The sequence below is a fragment of the Cobetia sp. 2AS genome, from assembly GCF_029846355.1.
Lineage (GTDB): Bacteria > Pseudomonadota > Gammaproteobacteria > Pseudomonadales > Halomonadaceae > Cobetia > Cobetia amphilecti.
Window position 1 is genome coordinate 1 of the sequence record NZ_JARWKQ010000003.1, and the last position, 16,263, is coordinate 16,263.

Below are 16,263 nucleotides of genomic sequence, written 5' to 3' on the forward strand. Positions count from 1 at the left end.
TCGGAAGTGAAACCGCTTAGCGCCGATGGTAGTGTGGAGTTTCTCCATGTGAGAGTAGGTCATCGTCAGGCACTTATCCCGAACCGCCCCTGCAGCCTTGCTGCAGGGGCGGTTCTCTTTGTGGTGAGGAAAAGTGGTGCAGAGAGTCCTGCATGCGAATCAGCTGTGGGCGAGAGAAAAGCTTTGCCCAAGCAACGTGCAAATGACACAAGAAGGCCCCTGTCGAGATATCGACAGGGGCCTTTTGTCTTCGGGGCCTTTTGTCTTCGGGGCCTTTTATCTTCAGGGCCAGTGCAATTTCAGTGCGCCATCACATCAGGGCGCGACTTCGTAGAGTTCGATGGGCGTGCCGTCGGGGTCTGCCAGGAAGGTGAAGCGGGCGCCGGTGTATTCATCGACACGTATCGGCTCTGGCGTGGCGCCACGCGCGATCAGCAGCTCGACACAGGTATCGATGTCTTCCGTCGCCAGCGCCAGGTGACGAAGGCCACAGGCTTCCGGATAGCTGGGGCGTTCAGGCGGCGAGGGGAAGGAGAACAGCTCCAGCTGGATCCCGCCCGGCAGGCGCAGGTCGAGCTTGTAGCTGTCGCGGGCCTCACGATAGGCCTCGTTGATCACCTGCGCATCCATGACCTCGAGATAGAAGCGCCTGGCGCGTGGGTAATCAGCGGTGATGAGCGCCACGTGATGCACTCGCGTCAGAGGCAGGTGGGGTGTCGAGGATGAATCCGAAGCCTTGGCGAGACTGTCCGTTGTCATGTTGTGCTCCTGCAGAGTGTTCGGTGCGATGAACGGCACGACGAGCTGTGTGACGAGCTGTGTGGATGGGCCGTGCGGTGAACTCCTGAGTGACATCCTGATGAAAGAAGGCGCCCGTGGGCGCCTTCTTTGATTGGAGCAATCACTGGCCAGGCCGTGCGCTATCTCAGCGACACAGGGTTTCCAGGGCTTCGATCAGGCTGTCCATCTCGGCATCGGTACCGATGCTGATGCGCAGATAGTCACGCAGTGCGTCGGTGTTGAAGTGGCGCACCAGGATGCCCTGTTCGCGCAGGCCGATGAACAGCTTGCCGGCATCGTGGGTCGGGTGAGTCGCCAGCACGAAGTTGGTCTGCGAGGGCAGGATCTCGAAGCCCAGCGCGGCCATGCGATCGCGCGTCTGCTCGCGGGTGGTGATGACGCGTGTGCGGCACTCATCGAAATAGTCGGGATCACTGAGCGCGGCGACGCCGACCTGTTCGGCCAGGCGGTCGATGGGGTAGGAGTTGAAGGAGTCCTTCACGCGCTCCAGACCTTCGATCAGCTCACGCGAGGCCACGGCATAGCCAAGACGAATGCCCGCCAGGCTGCGTGACTTCGAGAAAGTGCCTGTCACGACCAGATTCGGATACTGATGAATCAGCGGGATGGCGCTTTCGCCACCGAAGTCCACGTAGGCTTCGTCGACCAGCACCACGCTCTGCGGATTGCGCTCCAGCAGCGCGGCAATCGCCTTGCGGCCATGGCCATGCCCTGTCGGGGCGTTGGGGTTGGCGAAGATGATGCCGCCATTGTCGTTGCCGAAGGCTTCCAGGTCGACTTCCCAGTTGTCGGTCAGTGCGATGCTGCGCGACTCGATGCCATACATGCGGCAGTAGACCGGATAGAAGCTGTAGCTGATGGACGGCAGCAGCAGCGGCTTGTCCTGGCGGAAGAATGCCTGGAAGGCCAGCGCCAGTACCTCATCGGAGCCATTGCCGACGAAGACTTCCTCGGCGGCCACATGGAAGGTATCGGCCAGGGCGGCGCGCAGCGAGCTGGAGCTCGGGTCCGGGTAGCGGCGCAGATCAGAGGCATTGAACTCGCGCAGCGTCTGCTCCACGGCGGGCGCCGGCGGGTAGGGGTTCTCGTTGGTGTTCAGCTTGATCAGCTGCTCACGCGGTTGTTCGCCGGGGACGTAGGGGGTCAGGTCGTGGACCTGTGGGCTCCAGTACTTGCTCATGATTTCTCGCCGCTGGTGACAGTGCATGACCCGTGTCATGGATGCTTTTCATGTTGCCCGCTGGATCGTCGCGGTACAAGCATCGGCATGCGCTCTGAGTGAGTCATGAGGGGCATTGGAGCGGTGATTGAAGGCTGTTCGAAGGTCTGTCGCGAAGGATTGTCGAGAGACTGTTGCGAAGAACTGTCGGGAGAGGGTGTTGTGAAGGGCTGCCGAGAGGGGGTGTTGAAAGAAGCCCAGGAGTAGCCGCACGGCGGTCCTCGCCCATTGTTGCCATGCCAGCATTATTCTCGTGCGATGCGCGTGCTTGAAGCAGCGCGTGGTGTGCCGCATGTCACAGGCATGCTTGCCTAGCTCGTGCGACCTTGCACGATGAGGACGCTGGGCGAAGACCTGCAATTCAAGGAGTCCCGATGACTGCCAACACCAATGCCCCGTACGCTGACACCCTGCTCGATCCGGTCAAGCTCGGTGATCTGACCCTGCCCAACCGCATCCTGATGGCACCGCTGACACGTGCTCGTACCCCCGACAGCGTGCCCGGTGAGCTTCAGCAGGCCTATTACGGTCAGCGTGCCGGTGCCGGCCTGATCATCAGCGAGGCGACCAACATCTCGCCCACCGCACGTGGCTATGTCTACACGCCGGGCATCTGGACCGATGAGCAGGAAGCGGGCTGGAAGGGCGTCGTCCAGGCGGTGCACGCCAAGGGCGGACGCATGGCGCTGCAGCTGTGGCACGTCGGGCGTGTCTCGCATGAGATGGTGCAGCCGGACGGCCAGCAGCCGGTCGCGCCGAGCGCCCTGCGTGGTGAAGGCGCCCAGTGCTTCGTCGAGTTCGAGGACGGCACCAGCGGACGTCATCCCACCAGTACGCCGCGCGCCCTGGAGACGGACGAGATCCCCCAGCTGATCGAGGACTATCGTCAGGCCGCCGTGCGTGCCAAGCGTGCCGGCTTCGACATGATCGAGGTGCATGCCGCCAACGCCTACCTGCTCAACCAGTTCATGGCCACCGGCACCAATCAGCGCACTGACCAGTACGGTGGCTCGGTCGAGAACCGTGCGCGCCTGACGCTGGAAGTCGTCGATGCCGTCGCCGAAGTCTTCGGCCCTGAGCGTACCGGCATCCGCCTGACGCCCTTCATCGAGATCTTCGGTCTGACCGATGACGAGCCGGAAGAGATGGCCTTCTACATGGCCGAGCAGCTCTCCAGACGTGGCATCGCCTATGTGCACGTCAACGAGCCGGACTGGGCCGGTGGCGACATCAAGTTCAGCGATGACTTCCGTCGTGCCCTGCGCGAGCGCGTCACGGGCGCGCTGATCTTCTGCGGCCACTACGACGGTGAGAGCGCGGCACGCATCATCGATGAGGGCATCGCGGATGCCGTCGCCATCGGGCGCCCGTATATCGCCAACCCGGACCTGGTCGAGCGCATTCGCCTCGGCGCTGAGCTCAATGAGCAGGACCCGGACACCTTCTACGGTGGTGGCGCCAAGGGTTACACCGACTATCCGTTTCTCGACAATGGCCATGATCGCCGGGGCTGAGGCCGACACGATTTAGCGAATGGTGTTCGATAAACGCCATCGGGGGTGGCCTCTCGGGGCGGATACCCGCTATTCTTGAGCGTGGAAGCTTGTGAGCGGTCTGCCTGCCAAAGCGGGTAGACCGCTCGCCGTCGATAGCGCTGATGCTGCTATCGAGTCATCGCCTTAAGGAGGATTCAATGCAGATCAGGACTCTGATGGTGGGAGCCGCGCTGATGGTCGGTCTCGCCGGGTGCGCATCAACGGCCCAGACCAATGACGGTGCCGCTGACAACAGCGCCACCGAGACAGCCAGCGAGCAGGTTGCCGTCTACAAGGGCACCCTGCCGTGTCGTCGTTGCACGGGCATTGACCTCGATGTACGCCTCAAGGGTGCCGAAGAGGCAGCCCAGGATGAGCGTACCTTCAGTCTCGATGCCACCTATCGTGATCATCCGCAGCAGCCGGACCCGGAGCATTACGAAGGCCAGTGGGACGTGCTGTCCGGCACCGTGACGGACCCGAACGCGACCGTCTATGAGCTGACGCCGGACGGCGAAGGCCAGACCTACTACTTCCTACGTCTGGATGCCCAGACCCTGGAGCTGGTCGACCCGCAGAAGCGTCGCTTCCAGAACGGTGAGACACTGCGCCTCAAGCGCCAGTAAGCGTGCCGTGCGCCACAAGGCGATCGTGAGCACAAGGAAGGCGGCGCAAGCCGCCTTCCTTGTGTCTGGCCGTTGGAAATCCGCGGCTGACGACACCCCGCCGCGGCGCCGAGAATCATTTCTTCCCGACAGGATTGTCTGATGGCGAAAGCAAAGAGCGCCTTCGTATGTACCGAATGCGGTAGCGAATTCTCTAAGTGGCAGGGCCAGTGCAGCGGCTGCCGCGAATGGAACACCCTGCAGGAAATCCGCGTCGGCGCCACGGTATTGCCCGGCGCTGCCCCCGCTGCGGGGGCCGTCGCCGGTGGTGCCGCGCGTAGCGCCAGCAATGGGCGGGGCGGGTACGCCGGCACGCTCAGCGACAACGTGACCGATCTTTCCAATGTCTCGCTGGCCGAAGTGCCGCGCTTCTCCTCGACCTTCGGCGAGTTCGACCGCGTGCTGGGCGGCGGGCTGGTGCCGGGTTCCGCCGTGCTGCTCGGTGGCCACCCGGGGGCCGGCAAGTCGACGCTGCTGCTGCAGACCGCCTGCAAGCTCGCCCAGCAGAAGCGCTCACTCTATGTCACTGGCGAGGAATCGCTGTCGCAGGTGGCGATGCGCGCCCATCGTCTGCAGCTGCCGACCCAGGGGCTCAAGATGCTGGCCGAGACCAGCGTCGAGACGATTCTGGCCACCGCCGAGCGCGAGAAGCCCGAGGTGCTGATCATCGACTCCATCCAGACCATGCATCTGGAGGATCTGTCATCCGCGCCGGGTGGTGTCTCGCAGGTGCGTGAGTCTGCCGCCGCGCTGACCCGCTTCGCCAAGCGAACCAATACCGTGCTGCTGCTGGTCGGCCACGTGACCAAGGACGGCTCGCTGGCCGGCCCCAAGGTGCTGGAGCACATGATCGACGCCTCCCTGCTGCTGGAAGGCGATGGCGATTCGCGCTTCCGCACGCTGCGTGGCCAGAAGAACCGCTTCGGCGCGGTCAACGAGCTGGGCGTGTTCGCCATGGTCGAGCTGGGTCTGAAGGAGGTGAAGAACCCCAGCGCGATCTTCCTGTCGCGCAGCGAGGAGCAGTCCTCCGGCAGCCTGGTGATGGTGGTGTGGGAGGGCACGCGACCGATCCTGATCGAAGTGCAGGCCTTGCTGGATGACTCGCCGTTGGGCAATCCACGCCGTGTCGCCGTCGGCCTGGACGGCAATCGCCTGTCGATGTTGCTGGCAGTGCTCAACAAGCATGGCGGCCTGTTCACCGGCGATCAGGATGTCTTCCTGAACGTGGTCGGCGGGGTCAAGGTGCTCGAGACCAGCGCCGACCTCGCGGTGCTGTGTGCGGTGGTCTCTAGCCTGCAGAACCGTCCGCTGCCGCGTGAGCTGGTGGTATTCGGCGAGGTGGGGCTGTCCGGCGAGATCCGTCCGGTGCCGAGTGGCCAGGAGCGCATCGTCGAGGCCGCCAAGCATGGCTTTACGCGCGCCATCGTGCCCAAGGGCAATGCCCCCAAGAATCCGCCCAAGGGCATGACCATCGTGGCGGTCGACAAGCTGTCCCAGGCACTGGAAGCCCTGTGATATCTGCGCCTGGCGCATGAGCCTGCCGCACGGGGACATCGTGGTGTGATGCTGCATACAACGAACAAGGCCAGCCTCGCGGCTGGCCTTGTTCGTATGGAGTTTTCTCCGAGCACGAAGCTCAGTCTGTCTTGTCAGTCCTGCTTGTCAGCCTGACGGGCGGCATGAGCACAGGCCTTGAGGCGTGAGACCAGACGCTCGACACCGCGCTCTCGCATGAGTTCTTCATTGCGCCCCGGCACCTCTTCGACATCGCCTGCGTAGGCATTGATGGCGGCTTCGACCGAGCTCTCGCGCAGCAGGTGCAGCATCGGGTAGGGCGAGCGGTTGGTGTAGTTGGCCGCGTCGTCTTCCTCGGTATCCTCGAACACGTATTCCGGGTGGAAGCTGGCCAGCTGATAGATGCCTTCGTAGCCCTGCATTTCCAGCAGCGCCTCGGCATAGTCGAGCAGCTCGAGGTAGGTATCGAAGTCGCGGAAGCCGTCCTTGAAGATCACCAGCGTCGTCTCGGCGTCGCGATTGGCGTCCAGGTTCAGCAGCTCATCGCCGAGTGCCTGCAGGCTGCGCTCGAGGCCTGCACCGGGCACCACGGCATACTGGATGCTGTTGCGTGCCATCTCGCGCGCGGCGAACGGGCACAGATTGTCGGCGATGATGTGCGTCTCGACCCACTGGCGCGTGGCGTCGATGGCCTCGGCTTCGCTGGCATCCAGCGGCGGGGTGTAGCCACCCGCCGTCTCGGGAGTCGTGGTATCGGTCGGCGTAGCGTCGGTGGTCATGGCGTCAGGGTCCGCAGCGGTGTCAGGAACGGGTATTGTCACTGCTCGGGCGCGGCATGGCCAGCGCCGTGTCTTCTCGTCTCTCTTCGTTTCTCGTTATCGTGTCTCGTCGCCGTGTTTCTTGATCATGTCTCTTCAGCGTATGTCTTTATAGTGGGAGGACCGCAGGGTCACAGGTCGTTGTCGGGTATGTGGCGGCCCTGTTTCATTAGTGATTTCAGCGATAGACTTATCACCGCTGGTTTCAAGCCTGCCGCGAATACGCTCAGGGACATTGCGGCTACCGGCTGACGACTTCTTTCCTGCCTCGCCACGGAGATACTTCTTGTCCGCTGATACTCCGCCTCCTTCCTCGCCGCCCCCCGAACCTCCCGAATCTACCGAGACGGCAGAGGGGCCCGAGCACACCAGTGCCGCGGCCTATCGACTGTCGCGACTGTTGCCCTTTCTTGGCTGGATGCGTCAGCTGTCGCCCGGGGATGCGCGTTCTGATCTGATCGCGGGCCTGAGTGGCGCGGTGCTGGTGCTGCCCCAGGGGGTGGCCTATGCGTTGATCGCCGGCCTGCCACCGGCGCATGGGCTGTATGCCGCCATCGTGGTGGCGATCATCGCCGGCCTGTTCGGCAGTTCGCGGCATATGGTCAGTGGCCCGGCCGCGGCGATCTCGATGGTGGTGTTCGGCACCGTCTCGACCCTGGCCGCGCCGGGCAGTCCCGAATACCTGCCGCTGGTGCTGGCGTTGACCTGCATGGTCGGCATCATCCAGCTGTCGTTGGGGCTGATGCGCATGGGGGCGCTGGTCAATCTCATCTCGCATACGGTGGTGATCGGCTTCACCGCCGGCGCCGGGGTCTTGATCGCCACCAGTCAGCTCAAGCATCTGTTCGGCATCGCGCTTGGCGATGCCTCGAGCTTTCTCGGCACCTGGTGGGCGCTGCTCGGGCATCTGGGCGATACCTCGTGGGCCACGTTGATCACGGGACTCAGCACCTTGCTCACGGCCGTGCTGGTTCGGCGGCTGAATCGCAAGCTGCCGTGGATGCTGGTGGCGATGGCCGTCGGCTGCGGTGTCGCGGCATTGCTCGGTGGCAGCGCGGCAGGTATCCCGATGGTCGGCGCCCTGTCCGGCAGTCTGCCGCCGTTTACCCTGCCGCCGCTGGGCTTTGACACCCTGCGCTCGCTGGGCGGGGCGGCCTTCGCGCTGGCGGTGCTCGGCTTGATCGAGGCGATCTCCATCGCGCGCGCCATCGGCGTGCGCTCGCATCAGCGTATCGACGGCAACCAGGAGTTCATCGGTCAGGGATTGTCGAATCTGGCAGGCAGTTTCTTCTCGTGCTTTGCCGGTTCCGGCTCCTTCACGCGCTCCGGCGCCAACTATGATGCCGGCGCCCGCACCCCGCTGTCGGTGGTGGTGGCGGCGCTGATCGTGCTGGCGGTGCTGCTGCTGGTGCCTGACGTGACCGCCTGGCTGCCGTTGCCTGCGATGGCGGGCCTGATCATGGTGATCGCCGCCAACCTGATCGAAGTCGCTCATATCCGCCAGATTCTGGCCGTCAGCCGTGAAGAGGCGGTGGTGCTGGTGATCACCTTCCTCGCCACCTTGCTGTTGCCGCTGGAGTTCGCCATCTTCGCCGGGGTGCTGGTCTCGCTGGTGCTGTATCTGAACCGCACCTCACGGCCACGGCTGGTCGAGATGGCCCCAGACCCGGAGCATCCGGAGCTTGGCGTGCGCAATGCCGAGCGTTATCAGCTGGCCCAGTGCCGGGAAGTGGTGATTCTGCGTGTGGATGGTTCGCTGTTCTTCGGGGCGGTCGACCACGTCCAGCGCAAGCTGGCGCGCTATACCGGCAAGCACGTCATCCTGCTGGGCACCGGCTGCAACTTCATCGATATCGCGGGCGCCGAGATGCTCGAGATCGAGCAACGTCGCCTGCGCGATGCCGGCGGCAGTCTCAGCATGTGCGGCTTTCGCATGTACGCGCTGGAAGTGATGGAGCGCGGTGGCTTCCTCGAGCGCATGGGGCGTGAGAACTACTTCCATACCGCTGAGGCGGCGATTGCCTCGTTGCGCGACTCGGTCGCCGAAGCGCATCGCGCCCACGGTGATCAACCCGCTGCCTGCCCCGATTGTCAGCTGTTCGGCCCGGCCGGGATCGGGCCGGGGCAGGGGGTGCGCCTGACGCCACCGTTGGCGTGAAAGCACAAGGCTGGGGGCGGCTGCACGCTTGCGATAGAATATGGCCCCTTGATGGTGCGGCCAGTCAGCCAGTCGCCGCCCATTGCCTCAATCCTGTTCTGTCTGCCGAGAGATGCCCATGAGTTTGCCCACCGTGGCGGCCAGCTGCGACCTGATTCGCGACGGCCGTCCGTTGATCGATGTGCGCGCGCCGGTCGAATTCGCCGCTGGTGCCTTGCCGGGTGCCGTCAATCTGCCGCTGATGGATGATGAGGAGCGTCATCGCGTCGGGGTGCAGTACAAGCAGGTCGGCCCGGAATCGGCGGTACATCTTGGCCATCAACTGGTCAGCGGCGGGATCAAGCGCGCACGTATCCGCGCCTGGGTCGAGCACGTCGAGCGGCACCCTGACGCGATTCTCTATTGCTTCCGCGGCGGCATGCGTTCCCAGCTCAGTCAGCAGTGGCTGCAGGAAGCGGGGATCGAGCGTCCGCGCATCGAGGGCGGCTGGAAGGCCATGCGTCAGCAGCTCTGTCAGCATATCGATGAGCGTGCCGAGCAGGCCCCGATGCTGTTGATCGGCGGGCTGACCGGCTGCGCCAAGACCGAGCTGATCCATGCGCTGGACAATGGCATCGACCTGGAAGGCTGTGCACGCCACAAGGGTTCGGCCTTCGGCCGCCATCCCTTCCCGGCGCCGAGCCAGATCGACTTCGAGCACCGCATCGCCGCCGAGATGCTCACGCTTGAGGATGAAGCGCCGACCATCATGGAAGACGAGTCGCGTTTCATCGGCAGCGTCAACATTCCGCTCGCCACCTGGCGCGCGATGGAGCAGGCGCCGTTGATCCGCGTCGAGATGCCGCTGGATTGGCGAGTCGTGCAGATTCAGAAGGACTATATCGAGGGGCTGTGGTCCACCTACAGTCGTCACTATGGTGACTTCCTCGGCTGGACCCTGATGCAGCGCCAGCTGCGTCAGGCACTGCTGCGTCTGCGCAAGCGCCTGGGCAGTGCGCGCCTTGCTCGTCTGGTGCGCATGCAGGACATCGCCTTCCAGGAGCACAAGCGCGGCAATCCCATTGCCCATGAAGGCTGGCTGGCGCCGCTGCTCAGCGAGTATTACGACCCGATGTACCGCTATCAGCTCGAGAAGCACGAGCGCACCTTCCTGCACGTCGGCGACTGGGACAACAGCCTTGCCTTCGCGCGTGAGTGGAGCGCCAATCACCGCTGGCAGCGCTGACATCCCTCACGGGCGCCGGTCAGCGCTCACGCATTCAGCCAGTCCACCAGCAGGCGGTCCAGCAGGGCCGCCTGACGATCAAAGCGCTTCGGGTCCTCCAGCAACGCCTCGCGTGACTGCACGCCATTGCCCTCCAGGGGCGCGGGATGGTGGGCCAGGCGGTCCTGCGTGGCCGCCGCATCCATGTGCGGATGGAAGTTGAGCGCCACCACGCGGCCCTCATCCCAGCTGAAGCCGGCCACTGGCGTATGCTCGCTGCTGGCCAGCAGCTCGCAGTCTTCCGGCAGGCCGCAGATCTCCTCATGCCACATCAAGGCCTCGAACTCGGCGGGTAGCCCCAGCGGGCACTCGTTGCTGCGCGTCAGCGTGGCCCAGCGACGCTGTGGCACCACGGCGGACGAGACGATCGCCCCCATCTGCTCGGCGATCAGTCGCGCCCCCAGGCCAATCCCCAGCAGCGGGCGATTGCTGTTCAGCGTGCGCCGAATCAACTTGCGCTGCAGGCGCAGCGACTGCTGTTCGGCGGGCGAGGCGGGCTGTGCGGCGCTCGACAGGCGTTGCGGGCCATCCAGCACCACCAGCGCATGGAAGTCATCGATGCCCGGCAAGGCTTCGCCTGCCAGCGGGAAGCTGGTGTTGAAGCTGTGCCCCATGCCGGTAAGCCAGTCCTTGAGGCGTAGCGGACTCTGCCAGTCATGCGCTAGCGTTGCGGTATCGGCGGCTGAATCTGGTTCAGTGTCAGGGAGTTGCCCCTGATGTATGAAGTAAAGATGCATGGCTTCATCATGCGTGAGCGCCATGTCAGCGTAAAGGCCCCAGTACTTGCTTCTCAGTGCCTGCATCTCATTACTTGCATAGTCAGTATCTACATCTCAGTACCTGCACCGGGCGAACTAGCCGCGACACGACAAGGAGAGAACCGCATGCGGGCCGAACTGCTCGAACAGATCTATACCGTGGTGGCGCAGATTCCCGAAGGCCGCATCACCACCTACGGGCGTATCGCCAAGATGACCGATGGCGCCAGCGCGCGCATGGTCGGCTCGGCGATGCGTCACCTGCCGGATGGCCATCAGTTGCCGTGGCATCGCGTGATCAACGCCTCGCTCAAGGTCACCGAGCACGGCGGGGCGGTGCGCCAGCGGGAAAAGCTGCGCAGCGAAGGCATCCTGTTCGATGGTGCCGGCCGCGTGCCGACGGAGTGCCTGTGGCCCTGAGGTATGCAGCAGCACGGCAGCGCTCGAGCGGGAGCGTGTTCCTCCGGCCACGCGCGGGCGCTACCCTTTCGCCTATCCTATCGCATACCCTATAGCGACCTCCGGTGACATCGCGGCTGGCGGAGCCAAGACGCCAGCGTGAACGCCGCATATTGAATAATGAAGTGAGAATAGAGCCGTCATGACTCAGCCTGTATCCGGTTTCCGTGCGCGCCTTGATGCGCTGGCCCCCGTGCGCCGTACTGCCTTCATGGCGGCGCTGACCGAGCGACTCCTGCCCAATGCCGGCTTCTACGCCGAAGCCAACGGCACGGCCAGCGCGCTGGACACCACGCGTGAGCTGCGCAAGCTGCTGGACCTCGTCTGGGAGCAGCTGCGCGTGCGCGATGCCAAGATCGATTTCTCGCTGCAGGCCGAGAAGGTCACCGCCTTCGAGCCCGCCGAGGACGATGACAGCTTCGGCGCGCGCCGCGCCCTGGAAGCCGTGATGGCGCTGACCGCCTGCATCGATGTGCTGATCAGTGAAGAGCCGGAAGCCGCGCTCAAGATCAGCCGTCTGTCCGCCGATGGCGTGCGCGCGCTGATCGACCTGCAGGCCGGTGAGGGCATCGAGCAGGAAGCGCTGGAAGCCATGATTCGCGAGCATCCGTTGATGATCGATGAGCGTGATTTCCAGGACGCCGTGCTCGAGAGCGTCGAAGCCCCGCAGCTGTCCCGCGATGACTGGCGCGCGCTCAAGCAATTGGGCCGCAATGAAGATGTCAGCAATCTCGGGCTATCCTTGCAGGACTGAGCGGCCCGATTCGGGCCATCCTGGTGCCAGTGAAGACTGGCCAGCCGTTGTTGGAGAGACAGATGAGCGACACCCGTCAGCAGGATTCTTCTCCGATGAACGCAGCGCTGAATGGCGTGATTCAGACGCGTCTGGACGCCATGCGTGAGCGTCTCGCGCAGCCGACGCTGAACGCGGCGGATGTGCATGCGCTGCGCGTCGACTGCAAGCAGCTGCGCGGCTGGTGGCAACTGCGGCGCGAGTCGCTGGGCAAGTCGGCGGTGAGTGAGCATCAGGCGCGTCCGCGCGCCGTCGCCAAGGCATTGGCCGGGCCGCGCGAGGCGCACATGCTGCGCAAGACCCATGGTCGCGCCTACGCCTGGGTGGATGAGCGCAGTCAGCGTCTGCTGGATGCGCTGCGTCCGGGGCTGACCAGTGCCTCGCTCAGCGAGCCCGAAGGCGAGCTGGATCACGCGCCGCTCGAGACGCTGCTGAGCGAAGAGCGGGCGGCCTGGCAGGTGGCACCGCTGACGGTGGAGGAGCTCAATATCGGGCTGGAATTCAGTCGTCATCGCATCAGCAAGCTTGCGGCGCAGGTGGCCAGCAAGCGTGAGATCGAGGCGTCTCACCGGCTGCGCAAGTGGGTCAAGTACCGCATGTTCCAGCTGGCACTGGCGCACGAGGCGCTGGGTGAGGCAGCCGCGCGGGAGCTCGAGTCACCGAGTCACGGGCGGCGCCGCGAGCCGGAACTGCTCGACAAGGCGGCCGCGCGGCTGGGCAATCAGCATGACCTGGCGGAGCTGGCGCTGTGGGTCGGGGAGCGCGTGATGCTGCCTGCCGCCGAGAAGCACCTGGTCGCGGACATCATGACGCTTGCCGACCAGCGACTCGCGCAGGCGCTCAAGCCGCTGAAGAAGCTGGGCTACGTCTGAGCGCTGTTCTCGCCTGAACCGAAGTTGCTTTTCTGAAGACACGAACGCCGCCATCCCCTGAGGAGATGGCGGCGTTCGCGTTTCTGCCTGAACTACCCTGCGGCTGCGCTTACAGGCGCATCTCGATACCGCGCGCGGCCATATGCGCCTTGGCCTGGGGAATCGTGTACTCGGCGAAGTGGAAGATGCTGGCGGCCAGCACCGCATCCGCACCGCCTTCGAGCACGCCATCCACCAGATGGTCGAGGGTGCCGACACCGCCGGAGGCGATCACCGGCACGCTGACGGCGTCGGAGATGGCGCGTGTCACGCCGAGATCGAAACCGGCCTTGGTGCCATCGCGGTCCATGCTGGTCAGCAGCAGTTCACCGGCGCCCAGCTCGACCATCTTCTTCGCCCACTCGACGGCATCGAGTCCGGTCGGCTTGCGGCCACCGTGGGTGAAGATCTCCCAGCGCGGTGTCTCGCCGTCCTGGCTGACGCGCTTGGCGTCGATGGCGACCACGATGCACTGGCTGCCGAAGCGTTCCGCGGCTTCACGCACGAAGTCCGGGTTGAACACGGCCGCGGTGTTGATCGAGACCTTGTCCGCGCCGGCATTCAGCATGGTGCGAATGTCTTCACAGGTGCGGATGCCGCCCCCCACCGTCAGCGGGATGAACACCTCACCGGCGATGCGCGACACCATGTCGACCGTGGTGCCACGGTTGTCGACGCTGGCGGTGATGTCGAGGAAGGTGATCTCGTCGGCGCCTTGCTCGTTGTAGCGCTTGGCGACCTCGACCGGGTCACCGGCATCGCGGATACCGACGAAGTTGACGCCTTTCACGACACGACCGGCGTCGACGTCCAGACACGGGATGATGCGTTTGGCGAGTGCCATGATCGCTCCCCTCAGGCCTTGCGGCCGGTGATGGAGTCGGACAGCGCCTGCGCTTCGGCGATGTCCAGGCTGCCTTCATAGATGGCGCGGCCGGTGATGGCGCCGAGGATGCCCTGATCGGCCACTTCGGCCAGGCCACGGATGTCATCCAGGTTGGTCACGCCGCCGGACGCGATCACCGGGATACCGCCTTCGCGGGCCAGTGCCACGGTGGCTTCGATGTTGACGCCCTGCATCATGCCGTCGCGGGCGATGTCGGTGTAGACGATGGAGGACACGCCGTCGTTGGCGAAGCGCTTGGCCAGCTCGGTGGCCTTGATGGTGGAGACTTCGGCCCAGCCATCGGTGGCCACGAAGCCGTCACGCGCATCGAGACCGACGATGATGCGGCCCGGGAAGGCGCGGCACATCTCGGCGACGAAGGCCGGTTCCTTCACGGCCTTGGTGCCGATGATGACCTGACCGACGCCGGCTTCCAGATAGTGCTCGATGGTCGCGGCATCCCGGATGCCACCGCCGATCTGGATCGGCAACTCCGGGTAGGCGCGGGCGATGCGTGTCACCGCGTCACCATTGACCGGCTTGCCTTCGAAGGCACCGTTGAGATCGACCAGATGCAGGCGGCGACCACCGGCCTCGACCCAGCGCGCGGCCATGGCCAGCGGGTCATCGCCGTAGTTGGTGGAGTCTTCCATGCGGCCTTGCTTCAGGCGTACGCACTGACCGTCCTTGAGATCGATCGCGGGGATTACCAGCATGTCGGGTGTCCTCTCGGCGTGTCTTGGCACGCCTGAATTGTCGTCGGTATATCGAAGGCGGATGAATCGGTGCCCGACTCGCAAGGCAGGCACCGACGGTCACGCAGGTGAGCCCTCAGGGCTGCCAGCGGACGAAATTCTCGAGCAGCTTGAGGCCGGCGGCCGCACTCTTCTCCGGGTGGAACTGCACCGCGAACAGGCTGCCCTCACCGATGGCGACGTGCGCCTCGGCACCGGCGTAATGCGTCGCGCCGAAGACCTGTGAGCGCTCGGCAGCCGAGACATAGAAGCTGTGCACGAAGTAGAAGCGCGAGTTGTCCTCGATGCCTTCCCACAGCGCATGGCCCTGGGTGTGGGCGACGTGGTTCCAGCCCATGTGCGGCACCTTGAGACGCTGGCCGTGTTCGTCCAGCTGCTTGTCATCAAAGCGTTTCACGTCGCCCTTGAAGTAGGCGAGGCAATCGATGCCACCGTTCTCTTCACTGCGCTCCATCAGCATCTGCTGACCGACACACACGCCCAGCAGCGGCTTGCTGTGGTTGCTCAGCAGTTCGCCGACCAGCCCGCGCAGTTCGGCGCGCTCAAGCTCGCCCATGCAATCGCGGATGGCGCCCTGACCGGGCAGCACCACGCGGGTCGCACCACGGATGGCTCGCGGGTCACTGGTGATCACGACATTCTCGTCAGCCACATGCTCAAGTGCCTTGGCGACGGAGTGCAGGTTGCCCATGCCATAGTCGATGACGGCAATCGTCATGTCTTTCTCCCGCAGGCCGGAGGGGACTCCGGCATTGGATGTTCATGCAGAGGAAGTGCCACCCGGTGCCCGGCAAGCGGCAATGGCTGGCGACACATCCTCTGGCCGCGCGTCACGACGCTTACAGCGAGCCCTTGGTGGAGGCGATGCGGCCTCCCATGCGCTCGTCCTCTTCCACCGCCATGCGCACGGCACGGCCGAAGGCCTTGAAGATGGTCTCCGCCTGGTGGTGGGCATTGAAGCCCTTGAGGTTGTCGATGTGCAGCGTGGCGCCGGCATGGTTGACGAAGCCCTGGAAGAATTCCCAGAACAGCTGCGTATCGAAACGCCCGATGTTGCCGCGCGTGAACTCGCACTGCATGAACAGGCCCGGGCGACCGGAGAAGTCGATCACCACGCGTGACAGGGCTTCGTCCAGCGGCACGTAGGCATGGCCGTAGCGGCGGATGCCGGCCTTGTTGCCGAGCGCCTGCGCGAAGGCCTGGCCGAGAGTGATGCCGATGTCCTCGACGGTATGGTGGTCGTCGATGTGCAGATCACCGTCGCAGTCGACGTCGATGTCGATCACGCCGTGACGGGCGATCTGGTCCATCATGTGTTCGAGGAAGGGCACGCCGGTGTTGGCGCTCAGCTTGCCTTCGCCGTCCAGATTGATGCGAACCCGAATCTTGGTTTCCGAGGTGTTGCGATGAACCTCGGCGATACGCTCTGCCATGATGTCTCTCCAGCGGTCGGTGACCTCACCGCGGCTTCGGGGCTGATGAGGTCTGGCGCAGTCTGGGGCCTGGGTGTGAGAGGCGTATGTCCAGTCCGGCCGGGAAGTGCGCATCATGTGGTTGTTGTCATGTGATGTCGCAAGTGAAAGCGTGATCCAGTGACGTTGTCGAGGTTGCGGGTCACTGATCGATGGCAGACGCGTCGTCCTTGCCTGCCCAGCCCGTCATTATAGAGAAAGGACAACGGCATCCGCTACAATGGCGGGCATTCATATCGCGGGCGAGGATCTCA

At 64.4% G+C, this 16,263-nt stretch carries 16 protein-coding genes; 8 read left to right on the forward strand and 8 right to left on the reverse strand.

The window, feature by feature from the left end; all coding sequences use genetic code 11:
• Positions 1 to 315: 315 nt before the first annotated feature.
• Together QD356_RS09845 and hisC are read right to left on the reverse strand one after the other, a co-directional pair.
• A complete protein-coding gene (locus QD356_RS09845) occupies positions 316 to 759 on the reverse strand; it encodes a VOC family protein (protein ID WP_225996536.1) in 444 nt (147 codons plus the stop codon).
• A gap of 166 nt (positions 760 to 925) precedes the next feature.
• Complete coding sequence (hisC, locus tag QD356_RS09850) at positions 926 to 1,981, reverse strand: histidinol-phosphate transaminase (protein WP_107336700.1); 1,056 nt, start codon at positions 1,979 to 1,981, stop codon at positions 926 to 928.
• A gap of 413 nt (positions 1,982 to 2,394) precedes the next feature.
• Between hisC and QD356_RS09855 the strand changes: the two genes are divergently transcribed.
• The 3 genes from QD356_RS09855 to radA all read left to right on the forward strand — a co-directional run bounded on the left by QD356_RS09855 (position 2,395) and on the right by radA (position 5,735).
• A complete protein-coding gene (locus QD356_RS09855) occupies positions 2,395 to 3,534 on the forward strand; it encodes an alkene reductase (RefSeq protein ID WP_176675955.1) in 1,140 nt (379 codons plus the stop codon).
• 179 nt (positions 3,535 to 3,713) lie between these two features.
• On the forward strand, positions 3,714 to 4,181 hold the full coding sequence (locus tag QD356_RS09860) for a copper resistance protein NlpE N-terminal domain-containing protein (RefSeq protein ID WP_043336742.1): 468 nt from the start codon (positions 3,714 to 3,716) through the stop codon (positions 4,179 to 4,181).
• A 141-nt stretch (positions 4,182 to 4,322) separates the two neighbouring features.
• Positions 4,323 to 5,735 carry a DNA repair protein RadA gene (radA, locus tag QD356_RS09865; RefSeq protein WP_054555212.1) on the forward strand — a complete coding sequence of 471 codons (1,413 nt, stop codon included), beginning with the start codon at positions 4,323 to 4,325 and terminating at the stop codon, positions 5,733 to 5,735.
• A gap of 134 nt (positions 5,736 to 5,869) precedes the next feature.
• On the opposite strand, the gene QD356_RS09870 is transcribed toward radA, so the two are convergent.
• On the reverse strand, positions 5,870 to 6,514 hold the full coding sequence (locus QD356_RS09870) for a DUF1415 domain-containing protein (RefSeq protein WP_192838705.1): 645 nt from the start codon (positions 6,512 to 6,514) through the stop codon (positions 5,870 to 5,872).
• Between the two features lie 325 nt (positions 6,515 to 6,839).
• On the opposite strand from QD356_RS09870, the gene QD356_RS09875 reads away from it, so the two are divergent.
• Together QD356_RS09875 and mnmH are read left to right on the forward strand one after the other, a co-directional pair.
• Entirely contained in the window at positions 6,840 to 8,711 is a 1,872-nt protein-coding gene (locus QD356_RS09875; protein ID WP_192838704.1) for a SulP family inorganic anion transporter, read from the forward strand.
• A 118-nt stretch (positions 8,712 to 8,829) separates the two neighbouring features.
• A complete protein-coding gene (mnmH, locus tag QD356_RS09880; RefSeq protein WP_043336739.1) occupies positions 8,830 to 9,936 on the forward strand; it encodes a tRNA 2-selenouridine(34) synthase MnmH in 1,107 nt (368 codons plus the stop codon).
• 26 nt (positions 9,937 to 9,962) lie between these two features.
• Here mnmH and QD356_RS09885 read toward each other — a convergent pair whose 3' ends face one another.
• Positions 9,963 to 10,712 carry a type 1 glutamine amidotransferase gene (locus QD356_RS09885; RefSeq protein WP_192838703.1) on the reverse strand — a complete coding sequence of 250 codons (750 nt, stop codon included), beginning with the start codon at positions 10,710 to 10,712 and terminating at the stop codon, positions 9,963 to 9,965.
• Between the two features lie 147 nt (positions 10,713 to 10,859).
• Here QD356_RS09885 and QD356_RS09890 point away from each other — a divergent pair, with 147 nt between their 5' ends.
• The 3 genes from QD356_RS09890 to QD356_RS09900 all read left to right on the forward strand — a co-directional run bounded on the left by QD356_RS09890 (position 10,860) and on the right by QD356_RS09900 (position 12,857).
• A complete protein-coding gene (locus QD356_RS09890; protein WP_043336737.1) occupies positions 10,860 to 11,153 on the forward strand; it encodes an MGMT family protein in 294 nt (97 codons plus the stop codon).
• Positions 11,154 to 11,334: 181 nt separating this feature from the next.
• The gene (locus QD356_RS09895) at positions 11,335 to 11,946 is read left to right on the forward strand and encodes a DUF416 family protein (protein WP_043336733.1); all 612 of its coding nucleotides are present in this window, start codon (positions 11,335 to 11,337) and stop codon (positions 11,944 to 11,946) included.
• A 62-nt stretch (positions 11,947 to 12,008) separates the two neighbouring features.
• The gene (locus QD356_RS09900) at positions 12,009 to 12,857 is read left to right on the forward strand and encodes a CHAD domain-containing protein (protein ID WP_192838702.1); all 849 of its coding nucleotides are present in this window, start codon (positions 12,009 to 12,011) and stop codon (positions 12,855 to 12,857) included.
• A 109-nt stretch (positions 12,858 to 12,966) separates the two neighbouring features.
• Here the strand turns inward: QD356_RS09900 and hisF are convergent, their stop codons facing one another.
• The 4 genes from hisF to hisB form a co-directional block, all read right to left on the reverse strand.
• Positions 12,967 to 13,740 (reverse strand): imidazole glycerol phosphate synthase subunit HisF, encoded by a 774-nt coding sequence (hisF, locus tag QD356_RS09905; RefSeq protein ID WP_043336726.1) that lies wholly within the window; start codon positions 13,738 to 13,740, stop codon positions 12,967 to 12,969.
• A gap of 11 nt (positions 13,741 to 13,751) precedes the next feature.
• Entirely contained in the window at positions 13,752 to 14,498 is a 747-nt protein-coding gene (gene hisA, locus QD356_RS09910; RefSeq protein WP_043336722.1) for a 1-(5-phosphoribosyl)-5-[(5-phosphoribosylamino)methylideneamino]imidazole-4-carboxamide isomerase, read from the reverse strand.
• 115 nt (positions 14,499 to 14,613) lie between these two features.
• The gene (gene hisH / locus QD356_RS09915) at positions 14,614 to 15,255 is read right to left on the reverse strand and encodes an imidazole glycerol phosphate synthase subunit HisH (protein WP_077378543.1); all 642 of its coding nucleotides are present in this window, start codon (positions 15,253 to 15,255) and stop codon (positions 14,614 to 14,616) included.
• A 121-nt stretch (positions 15,256 to 15,376) separates the two neighbouring features.
• Positions 15,377 to 15,970 (reverse strand): imidazoleglycerol-phosphate dehydratase HisB, encoded by a 594-nt coding sequence (gene hisB / locus QD356_RS09920; RefSeq protein WP_077378545.1) that lies wholly within the window; start codon positions 15,968 to 15,970, stop codon positions 15,377 to 15,379.
• Between the last annotated feature and the right edge of the window lie 293 nt (positions 15,971 to 16,263).

What these genes read in the sequence shown, in the direction of transcription:
- QD356_RS09845 (WP_225996536.1), bottom strand. Translation starts at nt 759, where the DNA reads ATGACAACGGACAGTCTCGCCAAGGCTTCGGATTCATCCTCGACACCC.
- QD356_RS09870 (WP_192838705.1), bottom strand. Translation starts at nt 6,514, where the DNA reads ATGACCACCGACGCTACGCCGACCGATACCACGACTCCCGAGACGGCG.
- hisA (WP_043336722.1), bottom strand. Translation starts at nt 14,498, where the DNA reads ATGCTGGTAATCCCCGCGATCGATCTCAAGGACGGTCAGTGCGTACGC.
- hisC (WP_107336700.1), bottom strand. Translation starts at nt 1,981, where the DNA reads ATGAGCAAGTACTGGAGCCCACAGGTCCACGACCTGACCCCCTACGTC.
- QD356_RS09860 (WP_043336742.1), top strand. Translation starts at nt 3,714, where the DNA reads ATGCAGATCAGGACTCTGATGGTGGGAGCCGCGCTGATGGTCGGTCTC.
- hisF (WP_043336726.1), bottom strand. Translation starts at nt 13,740, where the DNA reads ATGGCACTCGCCAAACGCATCATCCCGTGTCTGGACGTCGACGCCGGT.
- hisB (WP_077378545.1), bottom strand. Translation starts at nt 15,970, where the DNA reads ATGGCAGAGCGTATCGCCGAGGTTCATCGCAACACCTCGGAAACCAAG.
- mnmH (WP_043336739.1), top strand. Translation starts at nt 8,830, where the DNA reads ATGAGTTTGCCCACCGTGGCGGCCAGCTGCGACCTGATTCGCGACGGC.
- QD356_RS09895 (WP_043336733.1), top strand. Translation starts at nt 11,335, where the DNA reads ATGACTCAGCCTGTATCCGGTTTCCGTGCGCGCCTTGATGCGCTGGCC.
- hisH (WP_077378543.1), bottom strand. Translation starts at nt 15,255, where the DNA reads ATGACGATTGCCGTCATCGACTATGGCATGGGCAACCTGCACTCCGTC.
- QD356_RS09890 (WP_043336737.1), top strand. Translation starts at nt 10,860, where the DNA reads ATGCGGGCCGAACTGCTCGAACAGATCTATACCGTGGTGGCGCAGATT.
- QD356_RS09855 (WP_176675955.1), top strand. Translation starts at nt 2,395, where the DNA reads ATGACTGCCAACACCAATGCCCCGTACGCTGACACCCTGCTCGATCCG.
- radA (WP_054555212.1), top strand. Translation starts at nt 4,323, where the DNA reads ATGGCGAAAGCAAAGAGCGCCTTCGTATGTACCGAATGCGGTAGCGAA.
- QD356_RS09885 (WP_192838703.1), bottom strand. Translation starts at nt 10,712, where the DNA reads ATGCATCTTTACTTCATACATCAGGGGCAACTCCCTGACACTGAACCA.
- QD356_RS09900 (WP_192838702.1), top strand. Translation starts at nt 12,009, where the DNA reads ATGAGCGACACCCGTCAGCAGGATTCTTCTCCGATGAACGCAGCGCTG.